A 24,350-nucleotide genomic window follows, 5' to 3' on the forward strand; every position below is an offset into this window, starting at 1 on the left:
GTCCCGCGCATGGTCATGCCAGTCGGGACGATCACACGACAACCACACGACGGAGACATCATGAATCCACGCAGCTTCAGCCTCGCGGACCTGTTCGCGATCACCGCCGAGACCGTACCCGAGCGCGACGCGCTCATCATCGGCGACAACCGCCGCAGCTACCGCGAGATGGCCGAACGCGTTGACCAGCTCGCCGCCTGGCTGCACGCCCAGGGCATCGGCCAGGGCGACGTCGTCGGCCTGCAGATGTACAACTCGCCGGAGTACCTCGAGGCCTTCCTCGCCGCCTGCCGTGTGCGCGCAGTACCGGCCAACATCAACTACCGCTACGTCGCCGACGAATTGCGCTACATCTACGACAACGCCGGCATCAAGGCCTTGTTCTACAGCGCCGAACTCGAACCCGCCGTGACCGAGGTGCTCGACGCCGCACCGGGCCTGACCGTGAAGGTGCGCACCGGCGGCGGCACGCCGGCGCTCGCCGGCGCCGTCGCCTACGAGAACGCGCTGCTCGATGACACCCGCGCCTTGCAGGGCATCCGCTGCAGCGACGACGACCTCTCGCTGCTCTACACCGGCGGCACCACCGGCAAGCCCAAGGGCGTGATGTGGCCGCACAAGGATCTCTTCTTCGGCAGCCTGGGTGGCGGCGGCTTCTACGCCCCCGCCGACGGCCCGGTCAAGACCCCCGAAGAGCTCGCCGACCGCATCCGCAAGGCGCATCCGATGCGCTTCATGCCGGTCGCCCCGCTGATGCACGGCGCTGCGCACTGGGCAACCATGGTGTCACTGTTCGCCGGCCACACCGTGGTGCTCAACGACCAGCACCACTTCAATGCAGAGCACGTGCTCGACATCGCCGCGACACAGAAGCTCAACGGCATCACCCTCGTCGGCGACGCCATGGCGCTGCCCATCCTCGACGCCCTCAAGGCCCACCCCGGGCGCTGGGACCTGTCCACCCTGTTCCTGTTCGGCAATGGCGGGGCCGTGATGTCGGCCCACATCAAGGAGGCTCTCAAGCCCTTCCTGCCCGCCAACGTATACTTCAGTGACGGCATCGGCTCGTCCGAGGGCGGCCAGCTCGGCATGGGCGCCAAGCCGATCGAGGGCGGCATGATCAAGATCGCCGCCCGCCCCGACCTCAAGGTCGTTGTCGACGGCAAGCGCATCGCCGCTACCGGCGAGTCCGGCATCCTCGCCCGCAGCGGCTACCTGCCCCTGGGCTATTACCGCGACCCGGTGAAGACCGCCGAGACCTTCGTCACCATTGACGGCACCCGTTACGCGATCACCGGGGATGCCGCCAAAGTAGCGGAAGACGGCTCGATCATCGTCTTCGGACGCGGCAACAACTGCATCAACACCGGTGGAGAGAAAGTCTTTCCCGAGGAAGTCGAAGAGGTATTGCGCATGAGCCCGCAAATCCTGGATGCCGTCGTTGTCGGGCTGCCCGATCCACGCTGGGGCCAGAGGGTCACGGCGGTGGTGTCAGTGCGCCCAGGATTGGCGCTCGACGTCGAAGCACTCAAGGCGCTGTGCCACACCCACCTTGCCGGTTACAAGGTACCCAAAGAGATCGTGACGGTGGCCGAAGTGCTGCGCTCGGCTGCGGGCAAGGCAAACTACGTCTGGGCCAAGGAGATCGCTCAGCGCACCGTCGGCTCCCCTGCCACGACCTGAAGCCTTCCTCCCCGGCGGGTGCCACATCCGCCCGCCGGACAAGTGGCTTATAAGCATGAACGCAGCCACACTTCAAAATCGGGAGTCGTTCTCACAAGGTATTCCGTCGTTGTCGCCATCCATTTTGGTGTTTGGACAGTTCCTTACGAAATACTCCGCCTCTGCTCTTGAGCGCATTTGGCTGCAATGCTGCCGGCCATCACATGAGAACCTTTCTACTGGCTGCGCGACGGCAGTATTGGGTATCTGAACGGCTTGGGGCTCCATCTCAAGTTCAACCAGCGTCGTCGCACTGTTCTTCTGGTAGTAATTCCAGCCCACAAACGCGATCAGCGCGTAAATTATTAGCTTCTTCAAGATCTCACCCACTCCCATGCATACACGTAGCCGTAGAGCATACCGCTTCGCCCTGGATGACCGCTATCCGAATGAGACGACGATCGACGGTTGGTAGCCAGCGGCATCCTCTCGACATCGTCAACAACCGCTTCAGGTCAACAAAAATGCCCGCCGGGCATGATGCACCGGCGGGCATTGAGGACGACAGTCGCTGATCAGAAGGTGTACTTCACCACCAGAGACAGTTGGTCACGATCGGTCAGCTGACGGTTCTTGACCGGGTCCAGATCCGCCTCGCCAAAATAGCCCAGATAGGTCAGGCCGATCTGCAGGTTGCGGCGATAGGTCATCGTCGCGCCGATGCTCATGCGATGGTCACCCTCACCCATGCCGAGGTTGCCTTGCAGGGTGCGCCCCTTGAGCTGGCGCGAGTAGCTGATCGGCACCCCAAGTTCCCAGTTTTCGATGATGCCCGGGTAGGTCAACGCCAGGGTGGAGGCAAATGCCAGACCGTGGCTGCCAAAGTTCAGATCGTCCGACAGCGGGGTGATTCCGAACTGGTTGGTGATCGCCGTTGCCCCCGGCACCCGACGAGCCTCGGCGCCACGGACATCGGTATAGGCCAGTTCCGCCAGGAAATTGGCCTGCGGTGCAAGGAAGGTTCGACCCAGGTTGATGAAGGTATTGACGTTCATCTGCAACACATCGGCCTTGGTCGCGGTCGGCAGGGTACGGAACTGGCCGCCGAGGTTGGCCTGGGTGTTTACCAGCGCGGGGGCATCCTTGCGGTAGGAGATCTCCCCACCCAGGGTCGCGATGCCGAAGGTGGTGCTGAAAGTCGCCCCCAGCATCTTGATGTTGTCGAAGTAGCGGTGACGGAAGTTGGGCCCGGCCGGATCGAAGTAGTTGATATCCACCATCGGCGCACGGTCGTGGTAGTTCAGGTAGATCAGGCCGATCTCGGTTTCGTCGGTGACGCGATACTTGGCCCCCACCCCCCACTGCCCGGTCTTGCCCGGCGTATCGTCCTTGGCGCGGGGCGTGGTACATACCCGCTGTCCACCAATCGTCATGTAACCCAGGCAGCTCGCACCCGGACCGACGATATCGGACGTACTCATGAACGAACCCGGTGCATTGACCAGCGTCTTGTGCCAGTTGTACTGGACATGGGCCATCAGTGACAGCTTGTCATTGACCTCATACAGCATCGAGACCTGGTCTTCCGGCAGCAACTGGTCCTTGACCTCGGTTCCGGGGATGCCGGCCTTGGTGCCGTCCGCAGGCCCCTGCGCACCCGAAATACCGGGGATGAAAAGGGTTTCGCCCCAGGACACGACGTGCTTGCCCAGACGTACCGTGGCACGGCCTTGCTCGCCGATGTCGAACGAGGTGTAGCCGTAAGCATCCAGGATGCGGCTGTAACCGCCATGATAGTGTCGGGTCTTGCTCGAGAAGCGGTCCGCCGCCCCGGTCTTGTTCGGATAGGTGGCCGCGCTGTTGTCATTGCCCTGGTGATACACATCGTCATAGAAGCTACTGGCCGACAGGATGAAGCCGGAGCTGCCTTTCTTGAGATGGGTATCGAGCAGCAGGCTCAGACGGTTCGAAGTCAGTGCGCCCTTGTCGAAATTGTTGTTGCCGTCGTTACCCGCCGCGTTCGCCGCGAGCAGCGAATCCTGATCTTCCAGACGGGTGGATAGCGTATAGGTGGTGGTCAGCCGCGACTCGAACACCATGCCATTGTCAAACTCGATCGTATCGAAGGCCATTACCGAGCCGACCGAACCCATACCGATCACTGCCAGCGCGATCGGCTTCATCTTCTTGTGCAGTTTCATGCTGCGTACTCCCTATCGTTTGCTCGGCTCGCTCACTGGCCCATCGCACGCAGCGCGGCGGGAGTGTACATGTCGGGAGTCAGGTCACCGGCGTTGAGAACCCACGCCTTGTCACGCTCCTGGATCAGGTTGAATCCGACGTAGGCCCCAGCATTGAGGTCGTGGTAAAAGGCGGTGCCGGCCTGCCAAGCATTCAGATCAAAAGCGTAAAAGTGGTTGATGAAGGCGTGCTGCCACAACTGGCCTCGTTGGTCGTAGTAGTCGCCTACAGAGGCTTGCCAAGTATCTTCATCGATGAAAAGCACACGTTTTCCGAAAGCGTGACGATAGCCTTCCTTGAGGTTGCCCTCGAGCACCCATACTCGGCGCAGCTCATAGCGCATGAAATCGGGCTTTGCATGGCCTTTGGTGAGCAGATCGGCATATTTCACGCTCTTCGAATGGATTCGGTAGGCATTAGCAGGGATGTACATCTCCTTCTTGCCATGAAGCTTCCATTCGTAACGACTGGGATCACCGTTCATCAGGCGGTCTTGGTCAATGGTCATCTTGCCGCCCGTCCCCCCCATTGGGGAGTCGAAACCGTAGGTCGGCAACTGACGCACACGACGGGTGCCCGGGTCGTACTGCCAGGCCAGACGCTTGGCCTTGGCAAAGTTGACCGGCTCCTGCGACGCTGTGAAGCTGCCACGATCACGCTCCGGCAACAGGGTGCCCGAGATCGAGTAGGCCATCAGCCCTTCCATCGGTTTGCCAACTTCGCCCGGCGAGGTCACCACGTTGAGGTTCTTGTTCACCTGGCGGCCCCAAGTGATACTGCCATTCGACGAGACATCGGCGGTATCGCGGACCACGTGCTCAGTGAAGGCGCGGTACGGGAAGTTCATGTTGGCCAGGACTTCCAGCGGGGCCTTCGGGATCGGGAAGCCAACCGGCCCCTTGTAGCCGGTGTAACCCAGCCCGCCGTCGATCAGCTCGGCCTCAAGCGCATTCTTCTTCGCCACCTCGCAGATCACATCCGGATAGCGGAAATCGCGGCGCCCCTGGTAGACCGGCATGCGGAAAGTATCCGGGAAGCGCTTGAACATGGCCTTCTGGCCCTCGCTCAGCTTGTCCGCGTACTTGTCCATGTTGGCCGCGGTGATTTCGAACAGCGGCTTGTCCTCCGGATAGACATCGACCGGATGCTGCCCGGCGTGCAGGGTGTATTCGACATGCGGAGGCTTGCCCAGCCACTTGCCGGAGAAGGCGGGGATGCTGCCATCGGCGTTGCCGGCGGCTTCGGCGCCGACACAGGTCAGCTCCTTGCCCAGTTTGGCGGCCTCCGCCTCGCTGACCTTCGCGATCGCGTTGCCGGCCGCGATCGACATGGCAATTGTCGTCATGACCGGTATCCAGACGCGGGTTTTGTTCATCTAAGTCTCCTTCCTGGTGGGAGTGTTGTGAGTCCCGATTGATCCAGCGAAACCGATGCAAGGACGCCTCTCTCGAATCTCGTCGCCTCTTGCATCTGTTTGCATTGTTTTGCTTCCGGGTCACCCCTCACATCGTCCGATGAGACTAAATCGGCATCGGCACCGGGATATTTCAATCCCGCGCTGCAGCAAGCAAGCTACTGCGCAACGGTCCCTTTAGCAGTTTGCCCGCCGGATTGCGGGGCAGCGCATCCTTCACCACCTGAACGATCGCCGGCACCTTGTAGGCTGCCAGATGCGTGCCAACGTGGGCACGGACGGCAGCGGCGTCAAGCATCGCCCCCTCGCGGACGGAAACGACCGCTGCGGCCGCTTCGCCCGTCTCGTCGTCAGGCACCGCGAAGACCGCTGCCTCGAGCACGTCGGGCAACTGCAGCAGGCAGGACTCGACCTCCGCCGCTGCGATCTTCTCGCCACAACGGTTGATCACATCCTTGATCCGGTCCACGACGAACAGGAAGCCCTCATCATCCAGATACCCGACATCGCCGGTATGGAACCACCCATCCCGCATCGCCCCCACGGTGGCTTCCGGATTGCGCCAGTACCCCTGCATCACGGTGACTCCACGCAGGCAGATCTCGCCCGGCTCCCCGGCCGGCAGGGGCGCACCGGAGGCGTCCACCACCCTCAGCTCGACAATCGGCGAAAGCATCCCCGACGCGCGTGGCTTGTAGGCGAACAGCGCCCCCGACACGGCAGCGCCGACACCATTGGTTTCCGTCAGGCCGAAGCCAATGCCGGACAGGGAATTGGGGCGTCGGCGCAGCACCTCGTCGATCAGGCGTTGCGGCAAACCTGCACCGCCAAACCCCAGGCCTCCCAGCGTACCGGTCAGCGCGGCATCGTCGAAACCGGGCTGTGCCAGCAGTTGCATCACCATCGATGGTGCGCCGTTGAACTGGGTGATGCGCTCGTCACGGATCAGCTCGATCGCCTGAGCGGGGTCCCAGCGACTGACAAACACCAGTTGCCGGCCATTGCGCAGTGAGCTGAGCAATTGTGCATGCAGACCACTGACGTGAAACAGGGGCACCGCGGTCAGCGTGGTCGGTGCCAAACCCTTCGCCATCAATGCGGCGACCGCTTCCGGCGATGTCATCCCCGACAGGGCACCAATGTAGTCGATGTTGAACAGAGCCTGACAGACAGCGCGCTGGGTGGACAACACCCCCTTGGCACGGCTGGTGGCACCCGAAGTGAACAAGATCAGTGCTGGGTCGTCCGGGCCCAGTGCAGGCAAGGCCGCTGGAGGCACCGCCTGCGCCACCACGACCCGGTAGTCCTCGACGCCGCTTGTCGGTGCTGCCCCATCCACACACAGGATGCGGCAACCCGGCACCTGGGCGTCACCGCCGATGCGTGCCAGACGGTCACTGTCACAAGCCAGCACACAAGGTTCGACATCAGCCAGCGCTGCATGCAGCTCCTCACCCAGTCCAAAACTGTTGAGCGGCGCCGGTACTGCACCGATCAGGGCCGCAGCGACGAACACCACTGCCCATTCCGGACGATTGCGCATCGCGATCGCAACCCGGTCACCCGGCTGCACACCCCATGCCTGCAGGCAAGCCGCCAACGCATCGGCCTCGGCGAACAGGCGATCAAAGGTCCACACCTCGCCCTGATAGCGGATGAAAGGCTTGCCGGCATGGCTGCGCGCACTGGCAAGCAGCGCAGGCAGATTGGGAAAGGCATTACGATACATGCGCATGAGCTGGCCGTTGACCGGCTGCTCGATCACCTCGAAAGGGGCGCCAGGTGCGGTTAGCTGCGCACGTACCGTGCTGGCCAGTTCTGATAGCTGAGACATCGACTTCTCCTGAAAATCAATTTGCGAGGCTGAACCGATAAAGACCGTCGTCGTCCAGCACCCGCCGGACCTGACCGGCGTAGCGCAAGCAGGACAGATGGGCAATGGTCTCACCCAGCGCCATCATGTCTTCCACTGCGCTGAGCACGCGCGGAAACAATTTTGCCTTGGTCTCGAATGCGGTGGTCTGTCCGGCTTCACGTAGATGGGTACGGACGATATCGAACTGCAGCTCGTGATGGGCATGCAACTCGGCCACCCGCAGATGGAGCCCACGGAACACACGCTCGTGTGAGGGCAGTACCAGCGTGTCGGGTGCGAGCTGGGCCAGACGATCCAGCGAATCAAGCCACAAGCTCAAGGGGTTCGCCTCGGGCTCGATGTCGGACACCAGTACATTCGATGTGATGCGCGGCAACAACTGATCGCCAGCGATGAGCAGACGGTCTGCCTCGCAGTACAGGCAGGCGTGCTCGGGCGAATGCCCCTCACCGATCACCACCCGCCACTCGCGACCACCAATCGACAAGACCTGCCCTTCGCGGAGGCGGTTGAAAGCTGCCGGGTGCGGCGGCATGAAGGGATCACGTCGAAGCTTGGCAAACATCTCCTCCACCCGTTCGCGCGGCATGCCCGCGCGCAGGTAGAACGTCAATAACGACTCGGGCAGCGGCTCCGGCGGTGGCCCCGCCAGAGTGCGCATGGTGAAGTACTCGCCATGCGTCATGTAAAGCGGCACATCGAAGTGTTCGGTCACCCACGCCGACAAACCCGCATGGTCATAGTGGAAGTGGGTGCAGATCAGCCCCTTGAGCGGCAGACCTTCGAAATGACGATCCACGATCGTCTCCCACAGCACCCGCGACGCGGGCAGATTCAGCCCCGTGTCGACAATGAACCACCCATCACCATCCCGCAGCAGGTAGACGTTGATGTGATCGAGTTGCATCGGCATCGGCATGCGTGCCCACAACACCCCGGGGGCAAGTGTGACGACGGAAGCGTCCGGCAGCGGCGGGACGTGTGGAAACTCGATCGGGCCCGCATGTCCGGGCGAGGGACTGCGGTCGACAGATTCGCGGGAGGGGGCCATTTCGTCTCCGATGTCGGTGTTATCAGTCTTATCCGATGCTCACCTTAGGCGGGGTGATGCGTACCGGACACGTCCAAAAGGACGATGCCGGCTGGATGCGCTCTGGTCAGAACACGCCACCATCGTCCAAACAGAGGATGCACAGCCCCGCCGTGGTGAACAGAATCGGCAAGGTCCGGGAGCTGACGCCGCAGCGAGATGGCGGCCCGATGGCATGCAGACAGGAACACGACGCAGATCAACAATCAGGAGGAGGCCCGCATGGCCACAACGAAAGAGTATCGCCTTGGTGAATTCACCTTCCCGCGCGGCTGGTTCATGATCGCGGAAGCATCCGAACTGGACACCCACAAGCCCCTGTCGGTGCGCTTCTTCGGGCAGGACTTCGCGCTCTACCGCGGCCGCGAAACGGGCAAGGTCGTGCTGCTCGACGCCTACTGCCCGCACATGAAGACGCACCTTGCCGCACCAAACAACACCTCTTACGTGGTCATCGACGGTGGTGGCTCAAACGTTGACGGTGACGGCATCCGCTGCCCCTATCATGGCTGGCGTTTTGGTGCTGACGGCAAGTGCAACCACATTCCTTATCACGAAGGCCCGATTCCCGCAGCCGCCAGCGTGAAGTCCTGGCCGGTGGTGGAGCACCTGGGTGCAATCTGGGTCTGGTACGACCCGGAAGGCGGCGCGCCCGAATGGGACCACCCCACGTTGAAGGAATGGGACGACCCCGCCTGGGTACACTGGAAGTTCGACCACCTGGGCATGCTGAACCAGCATCCGCAGGAAGTGATCGACAACATCTGCGACTACGGTCACCTGAGCCCGATCCATGGCTCAACCGTGCAGAAATACGAAAACGAATTCAAGGGTCATCACGCCATCCAGCGCCAGTGCGGCCCTCACCGCACGCTGGTGGGCGAGAACGGCGTCAGCCCCATCCTGCACACCATCACCATCTACCATGGTCCGGGCGTGCTGATCTCGCACCTTACCGGCCTTTACGACGCAGTGTTGATGATCACCCACACGCCGGTGGACGACGGCTCGCTCAAGGTGTGGCACGCCCTGCTGGTCAAGTCGCCAAGCAACAGCCCGGTCGCGACCCATCCGGACATGATCGCCGCGCGCCAGTTCCAGGAGGCCAGCCGGCTCGCCTTTGCCCAGGACTTCGAAGTCTGGACCAACAAGGCGCCGTGCCTGAACGGCCTGTTCATTCCCAGCGACGGCCCCTTCATGAAAGCACGCATCTGGTACAAGCAGTTCTACAACCCGCGCGCAAAGAAACAGGAATACCTCGAGCAGTGCGAGGGCTACTACGTACCCAAGGGCATCGCACCCTATACCGAAGCTGAAGCGGTCACCTGACCCACCGCCCTCATCCATTGCCGCCTTGATGGCCTGCCCTCGAAAGCAGGCCTTTTTTCTGCCGCCCAGGAGAACCCTCAACATGATGCAAGTAGTACCGCTATTGGGACTGATTGGCCTCGTCGGCCTGGCCGGACTGGCAGGCCTGCGCAACCCGGTCGCACACGAACGCGCCGGCGGGGGCATACGCGCCCTCGGCCTGCTCGGTCTGGGGGGACTGGCTGGATTCTGGATCGACGGTGCCGGAGCGATGGGCGCTTTCGGCGCACTCGGGTTATGGAATCACCAGTCAGCCGCACTCGCCACCTGGGGACGACTGGGCTGGGCCGGACTGGTCGGACTACCGTTCGCAGTCGGCGCACTGGTCTGAAACCACGCGGCCCCGTCTCGACGGGTCCGCGATGCGCTACACCCTGAGTACTTTCGACAAACGTCCGTAAAGCTGCTTCGAATACGGCGGTACCAACCCCAAAGCCTTGCGCGGATCCCACCAGCCGCTTCGATACACGGTGCGAGGATGACAGAATTCGTTGAACCCCTCGCGCCCGTGATATACCCCCATACCGGATGCACCGACACCACCGAAGGGCGCGTCGTGCGCGGCAACCTGCAGCATCACATCATTGATCGCCACACCACCGGACAGGGTACGCTCGAGCACCTGACGCTCCTCCTCACGGTCGGTACCAAAATAATACAGGGCAAGCGGACGTGGCGCAGCGTTGATGCGGTCGATGACCGCGGTGATGTCCGCGTAGCGCACCACCTGCAGCAAAGGTCCAAATATTTCCTCCTGTGCAACCCGGCTACCGGAAGGCGGATCGACGACCAGATGCAGCGTCAGCTTGCGACCGCTTGTGGCCAGACCCCCACCACAGTCGACGACCCGCCCGCCTGCCAAGCGAATCTCATCAAGGTAGCCGCGGATGCGCGCGAAGTGGCGTGCGTCGATGAGCGACGTCAGCGCAGCATCCCCTGCCGACGGTGGAAACAGGCGGCGGTGGGCCGCCTCGCACGCCGCGATGAAGGGCTCGACAAGTTCGTCCGCAACATGGACCGTATCCGGGCTGACGCAGACCTGCCCGCCGTTCATCACCTTCGCGGTCACGATGCGCTCCGCGGCGAGGCCGACATCTGCGCTGCGACCGACGATCACCGGAGACTTGCCGCCCAGTTCGAGCGTGACGGGCACCAGGTTCTCGGCCGCCGCCCGCATCACCCGAACGCCGGTCGTCGTGCTGCCGGTAAACACCAGGTGATCGAAGGGCAAGGCGCTGAACGCACCTGCAAGCGCTGCATCGCCGGTAAATACGACGACCTCGTCTACCGCGAACAGATCCTGGACGGCCGACTGCAGCAGGAGCGAGGTACGCGGCACGAGCTCAGACGGCTTCAGCATCGCACGATTGCCCGCAGCGAGCGCGAACGCCAGTGGCGCCAGGGTGGTGAATAGCGGGACGTTCCACGGCCCCAGGATGCCCACCACCCCCTTGGGCATGCGTTGCACCTCAACCCGGGCCCCGAACAGGTTGAACGGAACAACACCGTCACGCGGATCAGGCTTCATCCAGCTTTTCACCCGCCCGCGCGCATACTTGACCGTGTTGAAGGTCGCCATCACATCACTCATCAGCGAAGTCTCGCGCGCGCGCCCGTCGAAGTCGGCGTCGAGGGCGGCGCAGAAATCGTCCGCCCGATCACGCAGCAGGACCATCAACCGTGTCAGCCGATCGATGCGTAGCGCCGCATCCGGCAGGCCGTCACGCGTTTGCGCGGCCTTCATCGCATCGAGACAGGCGCGCAGTGCGTCTCCGTCTGCCGTCTTCAGGCGCGCGGTCTCCTCAGTGTTCATCCTCATCTCAATCCTCGCTTCAGGTGGTATCCGGCATCAGCATCGCGTAGCGCGGACGAACTCTGCCGCGCGCTCTCCAATCACGATCGACGTAGCATTGGTGTTGCCCGAGATCAGCAGTGGCATCACCGAGGCGTCGGCCACACGCAGACCCGCCACGCCGCGCACCGCCAGCGTGGTATCGACCACAGCGGAAGCATCAGCGCCCATGCGGCAGGTGCCCACCGGGTGATGTCCGGTGGTACCGGCACGGCGGGCATAGTCCAGCAACTGCGCGCGCGTGGTCGTAGCCGTCCCGGGATACACCTCGCCCACGGTGATCGCCGCCAGCGCCGGAGCAGCGGCGATACGCCGTGCCCATTCCATGCCGGCCAGCGTGACCTCGACGTCGTGGTCGGTGCTCAGGTAGTTCATGCGCAGGCGCGGCGGCGCGGCAGGATCAGCCGAGGCGAGGCTGAGAACGCCGCGCGAAGTCGGCCGGCAGACGTTGGGTGCCAGCGTGTAGCCAGGAAACGCATGCAGCTTCTTCTGCTCACCGTCGAGGTCGCCCGAGAGCGGCAGCACGTGGAACTGCAGATCCGGGCGCGCCACATCCTCCCGACTGCGCAGGAAGATGCCGACCTCGGCCGCCGGCATGGTCATCGCACCGCGTTTGCGAACGAGGTAGTTCAGTACTTCGAGCAGTACGCGCGCCCCGCCCAGGCGCGGGTTCATCGACGGCTGGCCGTCGCGCAGCCGCCACATCAGCGGCACCACCAGATGGTCCTGCAAATTCGCCCCAACCCCAGGCGCATCGACACGCACCGGGATGCCATGGCGCGCCAGCTCCGCACCCGGCCCAATGCCAGACAGCATCAGGATCTGCGGCGAGCCGATGGCGCCAGCACACAGGATCACCTCGGCACGCGCTGCAGCGAACCGCTCCTGCCCGCCGAGACGGTAGCGCACTCCGGTCGCCCGTCCGCCCTCGATCACCACGCCGGCAACCATCGCTCCCGTGCGCACCGCAAGGTTCTGCCGCGCGCGTGCCGGGCGCAGATAGCCATGCGCCGCCGAGCACCGGCGTGCTTGGGCGATCGTCGCCTGGTAAGGGCCGACGCCTTCCTGGCGCGTGCCGTTGAAGTCGCGGGTGCGGGGAACGCCCGCCTGCTCGGCGGCACGGATCGTCAACTCTGCCAGCGGCGTCGGGTCAACCAGATCGGACACCGCAATCGGACCGTCCTGGCCATGGTGCTCATCGGTAATGCCCAGGTTGCGTTCCATTCGGTGAAAGTACGGCGCAATCTCGATCCAGCTCCAACCCGGCGCCCCGGCGGCAACCCAGTCGTCGTAGTCCTCATGCTGGCCTCGGACATAAAGCAGACCATTGATGGCAGAGCTGCCACCCAACACCTTTCCGCGCGGCAAGGGCACGCTGCGACCGCCGAGGCCGGGCTCCGCCTCGGTGTTGAACGCCCAGTTGAAAGAGCTGGACGGATCCTGCGTCTTGCCCCAGCCAGCGGGCATGTCGATCATCAGGTTGTCGTCGCGCCCACCGGCCTCGAGCAGCAGCACGCTGCAGGCGGGGTCTTCCGACAGGCGGGCAGCGACCGCGCAGCCTGAACTGCCCGCCCCCACCACGATGTAGTCGAAGCCTTCTTCCATGTCAGTCCTCCCGGATGCGGATGCAGGCAGCCACATCGCGCCCGACGCGGGCGGCATTGACCGCCGCCGCCGGGTCCGCGTGGCCAAAGGACACGCCAAACAGGAGCTGGGCACCGGGCTCGATATCGAACTCCGCTCGCACCCGATCGGGATGAAAACTGAGTGCGGTCTGCGGGCAGCTCGCGTACCCCATGCTCGTGAGCGCCAGCATGAAGGTCTGCGCACACATGCCCAGGTCGGCGGCTTCACGGATGCCGAAACCTGGGGGCAGGAAGAAGAAAGCCACATGCGGCGCACCGAAGAAGACATAGTTGCGCATGAACTGCGCCTGACGCCCGGCCTTGTCGTCGCGCGCGATGCCGGCCGCGCCATAGAGGGCCTCGGCAGCAGCAACCTGGCGCTCGCGGTAGACGCCGGCATAGCGGCCGTCGTAGGGCAGGTCCGGCGCCATGTGGCCGCGCATCATATCCGCGGAGATGGCTGCCGCGAGACGGTCACGGGTCGCGCCGGACGCCACGACGACGGTCCAAGGCTGCGTGTTGCAGTTCGAAGGTGCCCGACAGGCGAGCGCGAGAGCGCGCTCGATGTCGGCGCGTGGTAGCGGCTCGGCGAGAAAGGCACGCGTCGACGCACGACACGCGACGATATCGGCGAAGGCCGCCGCGAGATCGGTATCAGTCTTTTGCATGGAGAGGTTCATCCTGGTTGATGCCGAAGGATCGGCCTGAGTGGCTACCGCAGGGGATGCACAAGGCGGTCCTTCGCCTCAACGCCCTTCCCACACTGGTGCACGCTTCTGGTTGAAGGCCATGATGCCCTCGACCACGTCACGGCTGCCGCGCATCGCCTCAATGGCCGGGTAGCCGCCCGCATCCTGGCGGCGGATCGCCTCGTCGACCGGCAGCGCCAGGCCGTCACGCACCGCGGCCTTGGTCGCACGCAGCGCCAGGGGCGCGTTGGCACACAGCAGCTCGCACCAGCGCGCGATGGCGGCGTCCAGGGCGCCGTCGTCCACCACCTCGTTCACCAGTCCCCATTGCGCTGCCTGCGCGGCGTCGATGCTACGCGCCGTGAGCAACAACTCCATCGCCCGCTTCATGCCGATCTGACGCGGCAGGCGGTGCATACCCCCGGCGTAGGCAACTGCGCCGATACGCGGCTCGGGCAGGGCGAAGCTGGCGCTGCGGGTGGCAAGCACCAGGTCGCAGGCCATCGCCACCTCGAAGCCACCGCCCATGGCGATACCCTCGACCGCGGCGATCACCGGCTTGTCGAGATCGAAGCGGCTGGTGAGACCACCGTAGCCGGTGGCCGGAATCGTGTAGGGCGCGCCGCCTTCGAGCGCGGTGCGCATCGCGCGGATGTCCCCACCTGCAGAAAATGCACGCCCACCCGCGCCCCGGACAACCGCGACCCATAACGCATCATCGGCCGCAAAGTCATCAAAGGCGTCCGACATCAGCGCCTGGGTTTCCGGATCGAGCGCGTTCATCGCCTCGGGACGGTTGATGGTGATGGTCAACACATGACCATCGGTTCGGGTCAGCACCTTGCTCACGACATCACGCTCCTATGCGACTCCGGACAGCATCTGCTACCGGAAGCAATCAAGTATAGGGAGCATGAGCAGTCACAGTGATTCGCATCCGACCCACCCGAACACTGAATACAAAACCATGAATATTCTGGGAAAAATGCTGGACAGGCCAAATCGCGCCGGCCACGGTCGCATTTTCCCGTGTTGTTTCAGCCCGCCGCGTCGATGCGTTCCGGATCGAGCATGCCCAACGCCATGGCAACCAGGCTGCGAAGGAAGGCGTCCTGCTCCACCCGCTCTGGTGCATCCTCGAGCGTGCTGCGGATGATGGCGCGCATCGCCATGCACAACATGTAGGCCGACATCTCGGCGTCCGCCTCGTCCAGTTTCGGCGCATACAGGGCGACGAAAGGTCGCCAGGCGTCGTCGACGAACTCCCGCGAGCTGGCATAGGGTCCTATCCGCATGCCCATCTGCAGTTCAGGGTGGTACTTGAGGTGAAAATCCCGATGCAGGCGGTACAGCCGCAACTCGGTACCCACCATGCCGCGGAGGATCTCGCGCACCGCACCAGCAAGTGGCAGACCGGCTACCCGCTCGCGCAGGGCCGGTACTGCGACTGCAGCCTCTTCACGCAGGATGTGTTCGAACGCCTCACCAAGGACCGCCTCGACATTCGGAAAGTACTGGTAGATCGAGCCCACCGCGACGCCGGAAACCTCGGACAGGCGATGAACCGTCAACGCATCAGCCCCCTCCTGTTCCAGCAGCTTGATGCAGGCCTCGATCAATGCCGCTACCAGCGAACGTGAGCGCGACTGGGCGGGCAACTTGCGGGGGGCTGGCATGCGCCGTTTGCTGCCAGCACCACCTAAAGGGGACTTTGACTGAGACATCTCGAATGCGAGGCGCACACGGCATGCGCCCGAAATCTCCACTTATATCCATTTAAATTCAACCACCTGGAATCTCTGACAGACCTCGCGCAATGCGAATTCCAGCGTCTGTGGCCGCTCCCTATACTGGCTTCATCCCCTGCTCGCCAGCAGTGGCCCGCGGCGTTGCGGGTATGGGCACTCTAACAAAGATGGAGCAGATGTGAGCCTCTGTGCGACTGTCCCGAAGACACCTGAATGCACCTTGCCTGCCCTGCCCCCTGGCCGGCATTACCGCTATCACGTCATGGTCAAGCCGGCCGGTGCGCTGTGCAACCTCGATTGCCCCTACTGCTTCTACCTGCACAAGACCGATCTGCTTCAGCACGGCCGCAACGCGCGCATGGACGACAGCCTGCTGGAGACCCACATCCGCCAGTACATCGAGGCCCAGACCGGCGACGAGGTGGTGTTCTCCTGGCAAGGCGGCGAACCCACGGTAATGGGGCTGGGCTTCTTCCGCCGCGTGGTCGAGCTTCAGGCGCGCCATCGCAAGCCCGGCCAGCGCATCGAGAACGATCTGCAGACCAACGGCCTGCTGCTCGACGACGCATGGGTCGCCTTCCTGAAGGCGCACCGCTTCGTCGTCGGCCTCAGCGTGGACGGCACCCGCGAACTGCACGACCGCTACCGCCCGACGAAGGGCGGCGAGCCGACCTACGACCGCGTCATCGCCGCGGCCAACCGGCTTGCGGTGGCCGAGGTCCCCTTCTCCCTGCTGTGCGTGGTCAATCTCGACGTCGCGCGGGCGCCGCGCGAGGTCTATCGCAGCCTGCGCGCGATTCCAGGCAGCTTTCGCATCCAGTTCACACCCTGCGTCGAGACCCGCGACTTCAGGCTGCGCGCACCCGGTCTCGCCCGACCGGCCGACATGCCGCTGCTCGGCACGCCACGCACACGGCCCGACCACCCGCTGTCCATCGTCACCGACTGGTCGGTCGATGCCCGCGACTATGGCGATTTCCTTTGTGCCATCTGGCAGGAATGGCTGGTGCACGACTTCGGCCGCCTGCACATCAATGTGTTCGAGACTGCGGTGGCGCAATCGCTCGGCCTGCCGGCGCAGATGTGCACCAGTGCGCCGGTGTGCGGCAAGGCGATGGCGCTGGAGCACGACGGCGAACTCTATGCCTGCGACCACTTTGTCTATCCAGCGTACCGCCTTGGCAACATCCGCGAGATCCATCAGGGCGACCTCGCCTTCGCCGACAAGCAGGTCCGGTTCGGACTCGCCAAGCACGACAGCCTGCCCGGCCACTGCCGGCGTTGCCCATCGCTGCCCCTGTGCTGGGGCGAGTGCCCCAAGAACCGGTTGCTGCGTACGCCGGACGGCGAGCCCGGGCTCAACTACCTGTGCGAGGGTCTCGCCACCTTCTACGCCCGCGTCACGCGGGACATGCCGGAGATCCGGCACCGGCTCGGCGTTCGCACGCCGGGTCCAATCATCCAGAACTGAGGAGACAACCATGAACAAGAACCGACCGATGCAACGATCCGGCTCCAACCCACGACGGGCCCTCGCCGGCGCCATGCTCGCCGCGGCCCTCGCCGGCACGGCGCCTGCCAAGGCGCAGGCCAAACCGCCCAACATCCTGGTGATCATGAGCGACGACGTCGGCCACACAAACGTCGGCGCCTACAGCCACGGCATGATGGTACCCACACCCAATATCGACCGCATTGCCCGCGAAGGCCTGCTGTTTACCGACCATTACGCCCACCCCAGCTCCACCCCGGGGCGCGGTGCCTTCATCACCGGCCAGTTGCCGATCCGCACCGGCCTCACCACCGTGGGCCTGCCCGGCTCGCCGGTCGGGCTGGACGCACGCGATCCAACCCTTGCCAAAGTACTCAAGAGCGCCGGCTATCGTACCGGCCAGTTCGGCAAGAACCACCTTGGCGACCGCAATGAGCATCTGCCTACGGTGCACGGCTTCGACGAGTTCTTCGGCAATCTCTACCACCTCAACACCGAGGAAGAGCCCGAGCTGGCGATGTGGAAACAGGACCCCGGCTTCAACAGCCGCTACCTCCCGCGCGGCGTGCTCGACTGCGTCGCCAGCGCCACCGACGACAGTGCCCCCGACCCCCGCTTCGGCGCCTGGGGCAAGCAGCGCTGCAAGGACACCGGCGCGCTGACCTCGAAACGCATGGAAACCGCGGACGAGGAATTCCTCGCCCGCACGCAGGACTTCATGGAGCGCGCGGCCCAGGCCGGTGAGCCCTTCTTCGCCTGGTTCAACCCGACGCGCATGCACATCTACACCCACCTGAAGGAAGAGTCCCGCGGCCTGGCCAATGACATCTCGTCCGAGTTCGACGTATTCGGCAGCGGCATGATGGAGCACGACGGCCACGTCGGCCAGTTGCTCGCCCACCTCGACAAGCTGGGCATCGCGCGCGACACCATCGTCATCTACACCACGGACAACGGCGCCATGTCGGCCTGGTGGCCCGATGGCGGCACCACCCCCTTCCGCGGCGAGAAGGCCACCACCTGGGAGGGCGGCGTGCGGGTGCCGATGCTGGTGCGCTGGCCGGCGGCGATCCCTGCCGGCTCGGTATCCAACGGCATCCAGACGCACGAGGACCTGTTCACCACGCTGGCCGCCGCCGCCGGGGTGACAGGTGTGGCGGAACGCCTGCGCAAGAGCCATCAGGTCTGCATCGACGGCGTGGATAACCTGGCCCACTGGCAGGGCAAGGGCCCCTCCGAGCGCAACGCTGTGATCTATTACAACGAGAGCGAACTCACTGCCGTGCGCATCGGACCGTGGAAATCACACCTGAAGACACGAGAGGGTTTCTTCGACCATCAGAAGCCGAGCACGCTGACCTTCAACCTGCGCATGGACCCGTTCGAGCGCCATGACGGCCACAAGGCCAACGAACTGTCGATGCGCATGGGCGTAGCCTGGGGCGGCCAGGTCTACGACCTGATCGGCAGTCACATGCGTTCCCTGCAGGAATGCCCGCCACGCCAGAAGGGCGGCACGCTGGGCGTTCGCGCCCAGTAGCGGGATTCGCACCACTGCCGTCCCTCAGGGGCGGCGGTGGGTCACATGGGTCAGCAGGCACACCGAACGCGTGGCGTCGATCTGGTCCGCCAGCCCACCCGGCAGGTGCGCCCACACGGACTCCCTGCCGAACGCGTCGGCAACGGCTTCGACCGAGGCAAACCAGGCCTCAACGATCGCGTCGTACTCGTAACCGGGGGGCTGCTCCCCAGCCACCACGTTCCATACCAGGCGCGTCACTGCAGCCCACGGCGAGCCGGCTACGCCGATCAGGTCGCCCGCCTGCAATCCCTGCGCTGCACGCGCACGCAGGAACAGGACGACGCACACGCCGGTTTCCTCACCGTCCACCAGCACCCTCTCTTCTGCAACCAGGGTGAAATCGCGCACGTAGGTCGAGAACACTCTCGGCTCGTCGGGCCGCATGATGCGTAAGGTCTCTTCGTCGTTCCAGATGTCGTCGGCGGCCTGGCGGTCGCGCAGCGACAGCAGATTGACGCCGTCGTAGTCGATGCTGGCACCGTTGGGCATACCGGGCCGATCGAGCACGCGCGAACACTGACGCACGGTCCTGACCTTGTCCTGGACGTTGCGACACTGGCGACCAAGCGCGGAATGCTCACGCCAGGCCTGCGGAAAGTCCTCGGGCGCCAGCGCCGCATTGCGCTTGGCGAGGTAGATCATCTTCCATTGCGTCATGAACGCAGTCCGTCCGGCGCCGCCGGCGCAGCGAACGACGCGGCCAGCACAGCCGCTTCGGCGTATTCCTGACGCATGCGCGCTACCAGTTCGGCCACCGTGGGCACGTCGTGGATGCTGCCGATACCCTGACCCGCCGACCACACCTCCTTCCATGCCTTGGGCTTGGCATCCAGCCCGGCGAAGAGGTCGTCCTTGCCGCCGTCCTGGCTGCCCACGAGTGCATCCGGGTCGATCCCCGCCGCGCGCACGCTGTTCTTCAGATAGTTGGCCCAGATGCCGCTGAACACCGGGGTATAGACGATGTCGGCCGCGCCGTCGCGTACGATCATGTCCTTGTGGCCGGCATCGGCCGCGGCCTCACGGGTGGCGATGAAGCGCGTCCCCATGTAGCCCAGGTCGGCACCCATGACCTCGGCGGCACGCAACGCCCGCCCGCTCGACAAGGCACCCGCCAGCAGCAGGGGACCGTCCCAGAACGCACGTACTTCGGCCACCAGCGCAAAGGGCGACAAGGTGCCGCCGTGACCTCCAGCGCCCGCACATACGAGGATCAGGCCATCGACGCCACTGACAGCGGCCTTGCGCGCATGCTCGACATTGATGACATCGTGGAACACCAGCCCGCCGTAATCGTGCACACGCTCGACCACCGCATCCGGACGGCCTACCGAGGTGATCACGAAAGGCACGCGGTGCCTGACCACGCACTCGAGATCGGGGTCACGCCGCGGATTGGATTTGTGCAGGATCAGGTTGGCCCCATAGGGCGCAGCCGGGCGCTCAGGATGCGCGCGATCCCAGGCTGCCAGATCCGCCGTGATGTGCGTCAGCCACTGGTCGAGCAGTTCGGGCGTGCGCGCGTTCAGCGTTGGGAAGCTGCCGGCAACGCCAGCCTTGCACTGCGCCAGTACCAGTTCCTGGCCACTGGCAAGAAACATCGGCGAGCCGATCAGCGGCAGCGCGAGCCGCCCACGAAACAGGTCGGGAATGGGCATCCCATCTTCTCCGGGAAAATGTCGTCTTGCAGGCGGTCATGCTTGCGCGCAGGCGCTCAAGCGCGCGGCATGCCCAACCCACGCTCGGCGATGATGTTCAGCTGGATCTCGTTGGTGCCGGCATAGATGGTGTCGGCACGCGAGAAGAAGAACACCTGCTGCAGACGGCGTACCGCGTCGTCGTGCGAGCGCACGTCACCCGCCACACCGATCACATCCATCGCCAACTGGCCGAGCTCGCGGTGCCAGTTCGACCAGGCGTACTTGTAGATCAGCGCCTCGGGCCTCACCGTGGTCGAGCCGGTGTCTTCTTCCAGCATGCGCAGGCCGTTGTAGCGCAGGCCCTGCAGGCCCACCCAGGCGTCGGCGATGCGCTGGCGGATGGCCGGGTCGCGCGCAGCGCCATTGCCGCGCGCGACGTCGACCACCAGCTTCAGTTCATGGATGAAGTGCATCTGCTGGCCGAGCGTGGATACACCGCGCTCGAAGCCGAGCAATGCCATCGCCACCTTCCAGCCCTCGCCCGGCTTGCCGATGATGCAGTCGGCCTCGGTCACCGCACCGTCGAAGAACACCGAGTTGAACTCGGCCTCACCGGTCATCTGGCGGATCGGATGAATGTCGACACCCGGCTGGTCGAGCGGCACAAGCAGGAAGGACAGCCCTTCGCGCCCCACCGAACCCGGTGTGCTGCGGGCGATGACGAACACCCAGTCCGACTCGTGTGCGAGCGAGGTCCACACCTTCTGCCCCTGCAGCCGCCAGCGGCCGTCCTCGTCCTGCCAGCAGCGCGTGGTGATGGCGGCGAGGTCTGAGCCGGCGCCCGGCTCGGAGTAGCCCTGCGCCCAATACTCGTGCCCTTCGCGGATACCGGGCAGGAAGCGGGCCTGCTGTGCAGGCGTGCCGAGCGCAATCAGCGTCGGCGCCATCAGCGTCTCGCCGATGTGACCGATGCGGCCCGGCCCGCCGGCGCGCACGTATTCCTCATGGAAGGCGAGCTGCAGCGCCAGCGGCAGGTCGCGCCCGCCGTGCGCCTTGGGCCAGCCCAGGCCGACCCAGCCACCGGCGGCAAGCTCCTGCTCCCATTCCTTGCGCAGCGCCGGATAGGCTTCCTCGTCACCGGGGCCGCCGCGGTGTTTCAGGCAGGCGAAGCGGCCGGTCAGGTGGGTCGCCATCCAGCCGGCGACTTCCTGGCGAAATTCCTGTTCGTTCATGCTCATCGGTCCTTGTCCTTGCATTCAGGCGGCGTCGAGCAGATGGGCGGCGAGCGCCTCGCGCCAGTCGCGGGTGGGGCCGAACCATTGGCTGGCCCAATGTGCCCGCTTGAAGTGCAGCTGAGGGTCATACTCCCAGGTGAAGCCCACGCCACCATGGAGTTGTATGGCTTCCTGCGCGCAGTAGCGGTAAGCCTCCGTGGCCTGCACCCTCGCTGCGGCAACCTCGGCTGCCAGCGCAGCCTCGTCGAGTCCGTTCCCCTGCACGCCCTGCGCCACCCGGGCCGCCACGCCACGTACGGTGGAACGCGCGGTTTCCATGCACACCATCATCTCGGCGACGCGGTGCTTGACCGCCTGGAAGCTGGCCACCGGCTTGCCGAACTGCACCCGCTCCTTGGTGTAATCGACGGCCAGCTGCAGGCACTGCGCCGCACCGCCGACCTGCTCGGCCGCAAGCTGCAGGGCCGCCAGCACGCGCGTGCGTGCAAGGCCGGCCAGCACTCGTGCCGGATCGTCGACGCGGGCCTCAGCGCCCACGCGGACGTCGGCGAAGGTCCAGCGTGCCTGCGGCCGGGTGAGGTCGAAGACGTCGAGCGGCGTGCGGGTGAGGCCGGCCGCATCCGCAGCAAGCTCGAACAGCGCCACGCCCGGCGCCTCCTCGATACGTGCCGCCACATAGGCGTGGGTGAGCAGGCCATCATCGAGCACCTGAGCCGCCTCACCGGCCAGCACCCAGCCCTCACCGTCGCGGCGCGCTTTCACGCTCAACGAGGCCGGTTCGGCATCCAGGCCAGGACCGAGGATCAGCGTGGCAGTGCGCTCACCGTAGGCGAGCGCCGCAAGCGCGCCCTGCTGCGCCTCGGCAGTTCCAACCTGCAACAGCGCGGTCTGTGCCAGCACCACGTTGGCCAGGAAGGGTGTGCGCGCCAGGCGCCGCCCCATTTCCTCCATCAGCAGCGCCAGCTCGACCGCCCCCAGGCCGAGGCCGTCGAAATCTTCCGGCACCTGCACCGCGGCCCAGCCCAGCTCAACGATCCGCGACCACAGTTCGGCATCGGCGTCGGCCTCCTTGCGTGCGTTGGTATGGGCGGCGAGGAAGTCGGCCGCCGTCTCCTGCAGCGCACGTTGCTCGTCGGACAGCGTCAGGCTCATCACAGCACCTCGAACAGGCCCGCTGCGCCCATGCCGCCGCCGATGCACATCGACACCACGACGTAGCGCACCCCACGGCGACGGCCTTCGAGCAGCGCGTGGCCGACCATGCGCGCACCCGACATGCCGAAGGGGTGACCGATGGCAATCGCACCGCCATTGACGTTCAGACGGTCGTTGGGAATGCCGAGCGTGTCGCGGCTGTACAGCACCTGGCAGGCGAAGGCTTCGTTGATCTCCCACAGGCCGATGTCGCTCACCTTGAGATTGAAGCGCTCGAGCAGTTTGGGGATGGCGAACACCGGGCCGATACCCATCTCGTCCGGCGCACAGCCGGCCACGGCGATGCCGCGGTAGGCGCCCAGCGGCGCGATGCCGCGACGTTCGGCCTCGTCCCGGCTCATCACCAGTGCGGCCGAGGCGCCGTCCGACAGCTGCGAGGCATTGCCGGCGGTGACGAATTCACCCTGCTTCACCCACTGGCCATCCTTGACCACCGGATTCAGCTTGGCGAGGTCCTCGAGCATGGTCGAGGCGCGGTTGCACTCGTCGCGGGTGGCGACGACATCCTCGTGCCCCACCGGCTTGCCTTCCTTGTCGAACACCAGTTTGCGCGCCGCCAGCGGCACGATCTCGGCGTCGAACAGGCCGGTGGCCTGCGCGGCGGCGGTGCGCTGCTGGCTTTGCAGCGAGAACTCGTCCTGCGCGGCACGCGAGATGCCGTAGCGCGCCGACACGATCTCGGCCGTTTCCAGCATCGGGATATAGGCCGCGGGCACGATCGCCTTCACCGCCTCGGACTGCGCGCGGTAGGTGTTCTTGTGCTTGGTCTGGGTCAGCGACAGCGACTCGACGCCGCCCGCCACCGCAATCTTCATCTCGCCAGCGAGGATGTTCTTGGCGGCTACGCCAATCGTCATCAGACCCGAGGCGCACATGCGGTCAAGCGCCATGCCCGGCACGGTGTCCGGCAAGCCGCCGGTGTAGGCGCACAGGCGGCCGATGTTGTAGGCCTGGGTGCCCTGCTGCACGGCAGCGCCCATGATCACGTCTTCGACCGCGCCGGGCTCGATGCCGGCACGCTCGACGACGGCGCGCACCACATGGCCGCCCAGTACCGGCGCCTCAGTGTCGTTGAAGGACCCGCGGAAGGACTTGGTCAGCGCGGTGCGCGCGGTGGAAACGATGACGGCTTCGGTCATGGCGATGTGCTCTCTCGGGAATTCAATCGTTGAAGGTATAGCGGCTGATGGTGTCGACCACGCAGCCGGGGCGCTCGCTGCCCTCGATCTCGATGGTCACGCGCACGGTGGATTGCACCGCGTCCTTGATGCGTTCGACCTTGAGGATTTCGCCGCGACCGCGGATGCGCGAGCCGACCTTGACCGGCGCCGGAAAGCGCACGCGGTCGCAGCCGACGTTGACGCCCATCTTCAGGTTGTCGGCGCGGATCAACTGCGGCAGGAACAGGTTGGCAAGTGCCAGCGTCAGGTAGCCGTGCGCGATGCAGGCGCCGAAGGGGCCGTCCTTGGCGCGCCCGGGATCGACGTGGATCCACTGGTGGTCGTCAGTGGCGTCGGCGAACCGGTCGATGCGGTCCTGGCGGATCTCGACCCAGTCGGTCGTGCCCAGATCCTGCCCTTCGGCCGCCATCAGCTCATCCGCGCGGGAAAAAACCATGGTCATC

Annotated in this window: 21 protein-coding genes; 5 read left to right on the top strand and 16 right to left on the bottom strand. The window is 64.9% G+C overall.

Translation table 11 applies throughout. From position 1 onward, the window contains the following. Window positions 1–60: 60 nt before the first annotated feature. On the top strand, window positions 61–1,683 hold the full coding sequence (locus DNK49_RS00080; protein WP_110522291.1) for an AMP-binding protein: 1,623 nt from the start codon (window positions 61–63) through the stop codon (window positions 1,681–1,683). Window positions 1,684–1,755: 72 nt separating this feature from the next. On the opposite strand, the gene DNK49_RS25095 is transcribed toward DNK49_RS00080, so the two are convergent. From DNK49_RS25095 to DNK49_RS00105, 5 genes are all read right to left on the bottom strand, one after another. Beyond that, window positions 1,756–2,058, bottom strand: coding sequence for an excalibur calcium-binding domain-containing protein (locus tag DNK49_RS25095; protein ID WP_110522292.1), 303 nt, complete (start codon window positions 2,056–2,058; stop codon window positions 1,756–1,758). Window positions 2,059–2,237: 179 nt separating this feature from the next. After that, window positions 2,238–3,863: a DUF1302 domain-containing protein gene (locus tag DNK49_RS00090; protein WP_110522293.1), complete on the bottom strand. Its 1,626-nt coding sequence runs from the start codon at window positions 3,861–3,863 to the stop codon at window positions 2,238–2,240. Window positions 3,864–3,895: 32 nt separating this feature from the next. Further along, on the bottom strand, window positions 3,896–5,278 hold the full coding sequence (locus DNK49_RS00095; protein WP_110522294.1) for a DUF1329 domain-containing protein: 1,383 nt from the start codon (window positions 5,276–5,278) through the stop codon (window positions 3,896–3,898). A gap of 172 nt (window positions 5,279–5,450) precedes the next feature. Continuing rightward, entirely contained in the window at window positions 5,451–7,151 is a 1,701-nt protein-coding gene (locus DNK49_RS00100) for a class I adenylate-forming enzyme family protein (RefSeq protein WP_110522295.1), read from the bottom strand. A gap of 16 nt (window positions 7,152–7,167) precedes the next feature. After that, entirely contained in the window at window positions 7,168–8,244 is a 1,077-nt protein-coding gene (locus DNK49_RS00105; RefSeq protein ID WP_110522296.1) for an MBL fold metallo-hydrolase, read from the bottom strand. Window positions 8,245–8,505: 261 nt separating this feature from the next. On the opposite strand from DNK49_RS00105, the gene DNK49_RS00110 reads away from it, so the two are divergent. Continuing rightward, complete coding sequence (locus DNK49_RS00110) at window positions 8,506–9,612, top strand: aromatic ring-hydroxylating dioxygenase subunit alpha (protein WP_110522927.1); 1,107 nt, start codon at window positions 8,506–8,508, stop codon at window positions 9,610–9,612. An 82-nt stretch (window positions 9,613–9,694) separates the two neighbouring features. Beyond that, window positions 9,695–9,982 (top strand): hypothetical protein, encoded by a 288-nt coding sequence (locus DNK49_RS00115; protein WP_110522297.1) that lies wholly within the window; start codon window positions 9,695–9,697, stop codon window positions 9,980–9,982. 36 nt (window positions 9,983–10,018) lie between these two features. Here DNK49_RS00115 and DNK49_RS00120 read toward each other — a convergent pair whose 3' ends face one another. From DNK49_RS00120 to DNK49_RS00140, 5 genes are all read right to left on the bottom strand, one after another. Then, window positions 10,019–11,464: an aldehyde dehydrogenase family protein gene (locus DNK49_RS00120; protein WP_243632177.1), complete on the bottom strand. Its 1,446-nt coding sequence runs from the start codon at window positions 11,462–11,464 to the stop codon at window positions 10,019–10,021. A 36-nt stretch (window positions 11,465–11,500) separates the two neighbouring features. Continuing rightward, window positions 11,501–13,108 carry a GMC family oxidoreductase gene (locus tag DNK49_RS00125; protein ID WP_110522299.1) on the bottom strand — a complete coding sequence of 536 codons (1,608 nt, stop codon included), beginning with the start codon at window positions 13,106–13,108 and terminating at the stop codon, window positions 11,501–11,503. A 1-nt stretch (window position 13,109) separates the two neighbouring features. Further along, window positions 13,110–13,796, bottom strand: coding sequence for a nitroreductase (locus DNK49_RS00130; protein ID WP_110522300.1), 687 nt, complete (start codon window positions 13,794–13,796; stop codon window positions 13,110–13,112). Window positions 13,797–13,874: 78 nt separating this feature from the next. Next, complete coding sequence (locus DNK49_RS00135; RefSeq protein WP_110522301.1) at window positions 13,875–14,666, bottom strand: enoyl-CoA hydratase-related protein; 792 nt, start codon at window positions 14,664–14,666, stop codon at window positions 13,875–13,877. 188 nt (window positions 14,667–14,854) lie between these two features. Beyond that, window positions 14,855–15,493 carry a TetR family transcriptional regulator gene (locus tag DNK49_RS00140; RefSeq protein WP_243632179.1) on the bottom strand — a complete coding sequence of 213 codons (639 nt, stop codon included), beginning with the start codon at window positions 15,491–15,493 and terminating at the stop codon, window positions 14,855–14,857. Between the two features lie 292 nt (window positions 15,494–15,785). Here DNK49_RS00140 and DNK49_RS00145 point away from each other — a divergent pair, with 292 nt between their 5' ends. Together DNK49_RS00145 and DNK49_RS00150 are read left to right on the top strand one after the other, a co-directional pair. Continuing rightward, window positions 15,786–17,036, top strand: a complete 1,251-nt coding sequence (locus DNK49_RS00145; protein ID WP_211170828.1) for an anaerobic sulfatase maturase — start codon at window positions 15,786–15,788, stop codon at window positions 17,034–17,036. A 10-nt stretch (window positions 17,037–17,046) separates the two neighbouring features. Then, the gene (locus DNK49_RS00150) at window positions 17,047–18,597 is read left to right on the top strand and encodes an arylsulfatase (RefSeq protein WP_110522303.1); all 1,551 of its coding nucleotides are present in this window, start codon (window positions 17,047–17,049) and stop codon (window positions 18,595–18,597) included. Between the two features lie 24 nt (window positions 18,598–18,621). Here DNK49_RS00150 and DNK49_RS00155 read toward each other — a convergent pair whose 3' ends face one another. Genes DNK49_RS00155 through DNK49_RS00175 form a run of 6 tightly spaced genes read right to left on the bottom strand, consistent with a single transcriptional unit; the run spans window position 18,622 to window position 24,349 of the window. Further along, window positions 18,622–19,296: an EthD domain-containing protein gene (locus DNK49_RS00155; protein WP_110522304.1), complete on the bottom strand. Its 675-nt coding sequence runs from the start codon at window positions 19,294–19,296 to the stop codon at window positions 18,622–18,624. After that, window positions 19,293–20,294, bottom strand: coding sequence for an NAD(P)H-dependent flavin oxidoreductase (locus tag DNK49_RS00160; protein WP_110522305.1), 1,002 nt, complete (start codon window positions 20,292–20,294; stop codon window positions 19,293–19,295). Before DNK49_RS00160 ends, DNK49_RS00155 begins: the two co-directional genes overlap by 4 nt. 56 nt (window positions 20,295–20,350) lie before the next feature. Then, window positions 20,351–21,508: an acyl-CoA dehydrogenase family protein gene (locus DNK49_RS24360; protein ID WP_207806847.1), complete on the bottom strand. Its 1,158-nt coding sequence runs from the start codon at window positions 21,506–21,508 to the stop codon at window positions 20,351–20,353. 24 nt (window positions 21,509–21,532) lie between these two features. Then, window positions 21,533–22,663, bottom strand: a complete 1,131-nt coding sequence (locus DNK49_RS24365) for an acyl-CoA dehydrogenase family protein (protein ID WP_207806848.1) — start codon at window positions 22,661–22,663, stop codon at window positions 21,533–21,535. Beyond that, window positions 22,663–23,865 carry an acetyl-CoA C-acyltransferase gene (locus DNK49_RS00170; RefSeq protein WP_110522306.1) on the bottom strand — a complete coding sequence of 401 codons (1,203 nt, stop codon included), beginning with the start codon at window positions 23,863–23,865 and terminating at the stop codon, window positions 22,663–22,665. Before DNK49_RS00170 ends, DNK49_RS24365 begins: the two co-directional genes overlap by 1 nt. Window positions 23,866–23,887: 22 nt before the next feature. After that, window positions 23,888–24,349, bottom strand: coding sequence for a MaoC family dehydratase (locus tag DNK49_RS00175; protein ID WP_110522307.1), 462 nt, complete (start codon window positions 24,347–24,349; stop codon window positions 23,888–23,890). Between the last annotated feature and the right edge of the window lies 1 nt (window position 24,350).

Origin of the sequence: Parazoarcus communis SWub3 = DSM 12120 (assembly GCF_003226565.1) — a bacterium.
Taxonomy (GTDB): domain Bacteria; phylum Pseudomonadota; class Gammaproteobacteria; order Burkholderiales; family Rhodocyclaceae; genus Parazoarcus; species Parazoarcus communis.

Coding starts and splice junctions, on each gene's coding strand:
- DNK49_RS00080 (WP_110522291.1), top strand. CDS start 61: ATGAATCCACGCAGCTTCAGCCTCGCGGACCTGTTCGCGATCACCGCC.
- DNK49_RS25095 (WP_110522292.1), bottom strand. CDS start 2,058: ATGGGAGTGGGTGAGATCTTGAAGAAGCTAATAATTTACGCGCTGATC.
- DNK49_RS00090 (WP_110522293.1), bottom strand. CDS start 3,863: ATGAAACTGCACAAGAAGATGAAGCCGATCGCGCTGGCAGTGATCGGT.
- DNK49_RS00095 (WP_110522294.1), bottom strand. CDS start 5,278: ATGAACAAAACCCGCGTCTGGATACCGGTCATGACGACAATTGCCATG.
- DNK49_RS00100 (WP_110522295.1), bottom strand. CDS start 7,151: ATGTCTCAGCTATCAGAACTGGCCAGCACGGTACGTGCGCAGCTAACC.
- DNK49_RS00105 (WP_110522296.1), bottom strand. CDS start 8,244: ATGGCCCCCTCCCGCGAATCTGTCGACCGCAGTCCCTCGCCCGGACAT.
- DNK49_RS00110 (WP_110522927.1), top strand. CDS start 8,506: ATGGCCACAACGAAAGAGTATCGCCTTGGTGAATTCACCTTCCCGCGC.
- DNK49_RS00115 (WP_110522297.1), top strand. CDS start 9,695: ATGATGCAAGTAGTACCGCTATTGGGACTGATTGGCCTCGTCGGCCTG.
- DNK49_RS00120 (WP_243632177.1), bottom strand. CDS start 11,464: ATGAACACTGAGGAGACCGCGCGCCTGAAGACGGCAGACGGAGACGCA.
- DNK49_RS00125 (WP_110522299.1), bottom strand. CDS start 13,108: ATGGAAGAAGGCTTCGACTACATCGTGGTGGGGGCGGGCAGTTCAGGC.
- DNK49_RS00130 (WP_110522300.1), bottom strand. CDS start 13,796: ATGCAAAAGACTGATACCGATCTCGCGGCGGCCTTCGCCGATATCGTC.
- DNK49_RS00140 (WP_243632179.1), bottom strand. CDS start 15,493: ATGCCAGCCCCCCGCAAGTTGCCCGCCCAGTCGCGCTCACGTTCGCTG.
- DNK49_RS00150 (WP_110522303.1), top strand. CDS start 17,047: ATGAACAAGAACCGACCGATGCAACGATCCGGCTCCAACCCACGACGG.
- DNK49_RS00155 (WP_110522304.1), bottom strand. CDS start 19,296: ATGACGCAATGGAAGATGATCTACCTCGCCAAGCGCAATGCGGCGCTG.
- DNK49_RS00160 (WP_110522305.1), bottom strand. CDS start 20,294: ATGCCCATTCCCGACCTGTTTCGTGGGCGGCTCGCGCTGCCGCTGATC.
- DNK49_RS24360 (WP_207806847.1), bottom strand. CDS start 21,508: ATGAACGAACAGGAATTTCGCCAGGAAGTCGCCGGCTGGATGGCGACC.
- DNK49_RS24365 (WP_207806848.1), bottom strand. CDS start 22,663: ATGAGCCTGACGCTGTCCGACGAGCAACGTGCGCTGCAGGAGACGGCG.
- DNK49_RS00170 (WP_110522306.1), bottom strand. CDS start 23,865: ATGACCGAAGCCGTCATCGTTTCCACCGCGCGCACCGCGCTGACCAAG.
- DNK49_RS00175 (WP_110522307.1), bottom strand. CDS start 24,349: ATGACCATGGTTTTTTCCCGCGCGGATGAGCTGATGGCGGCCGAAGGG.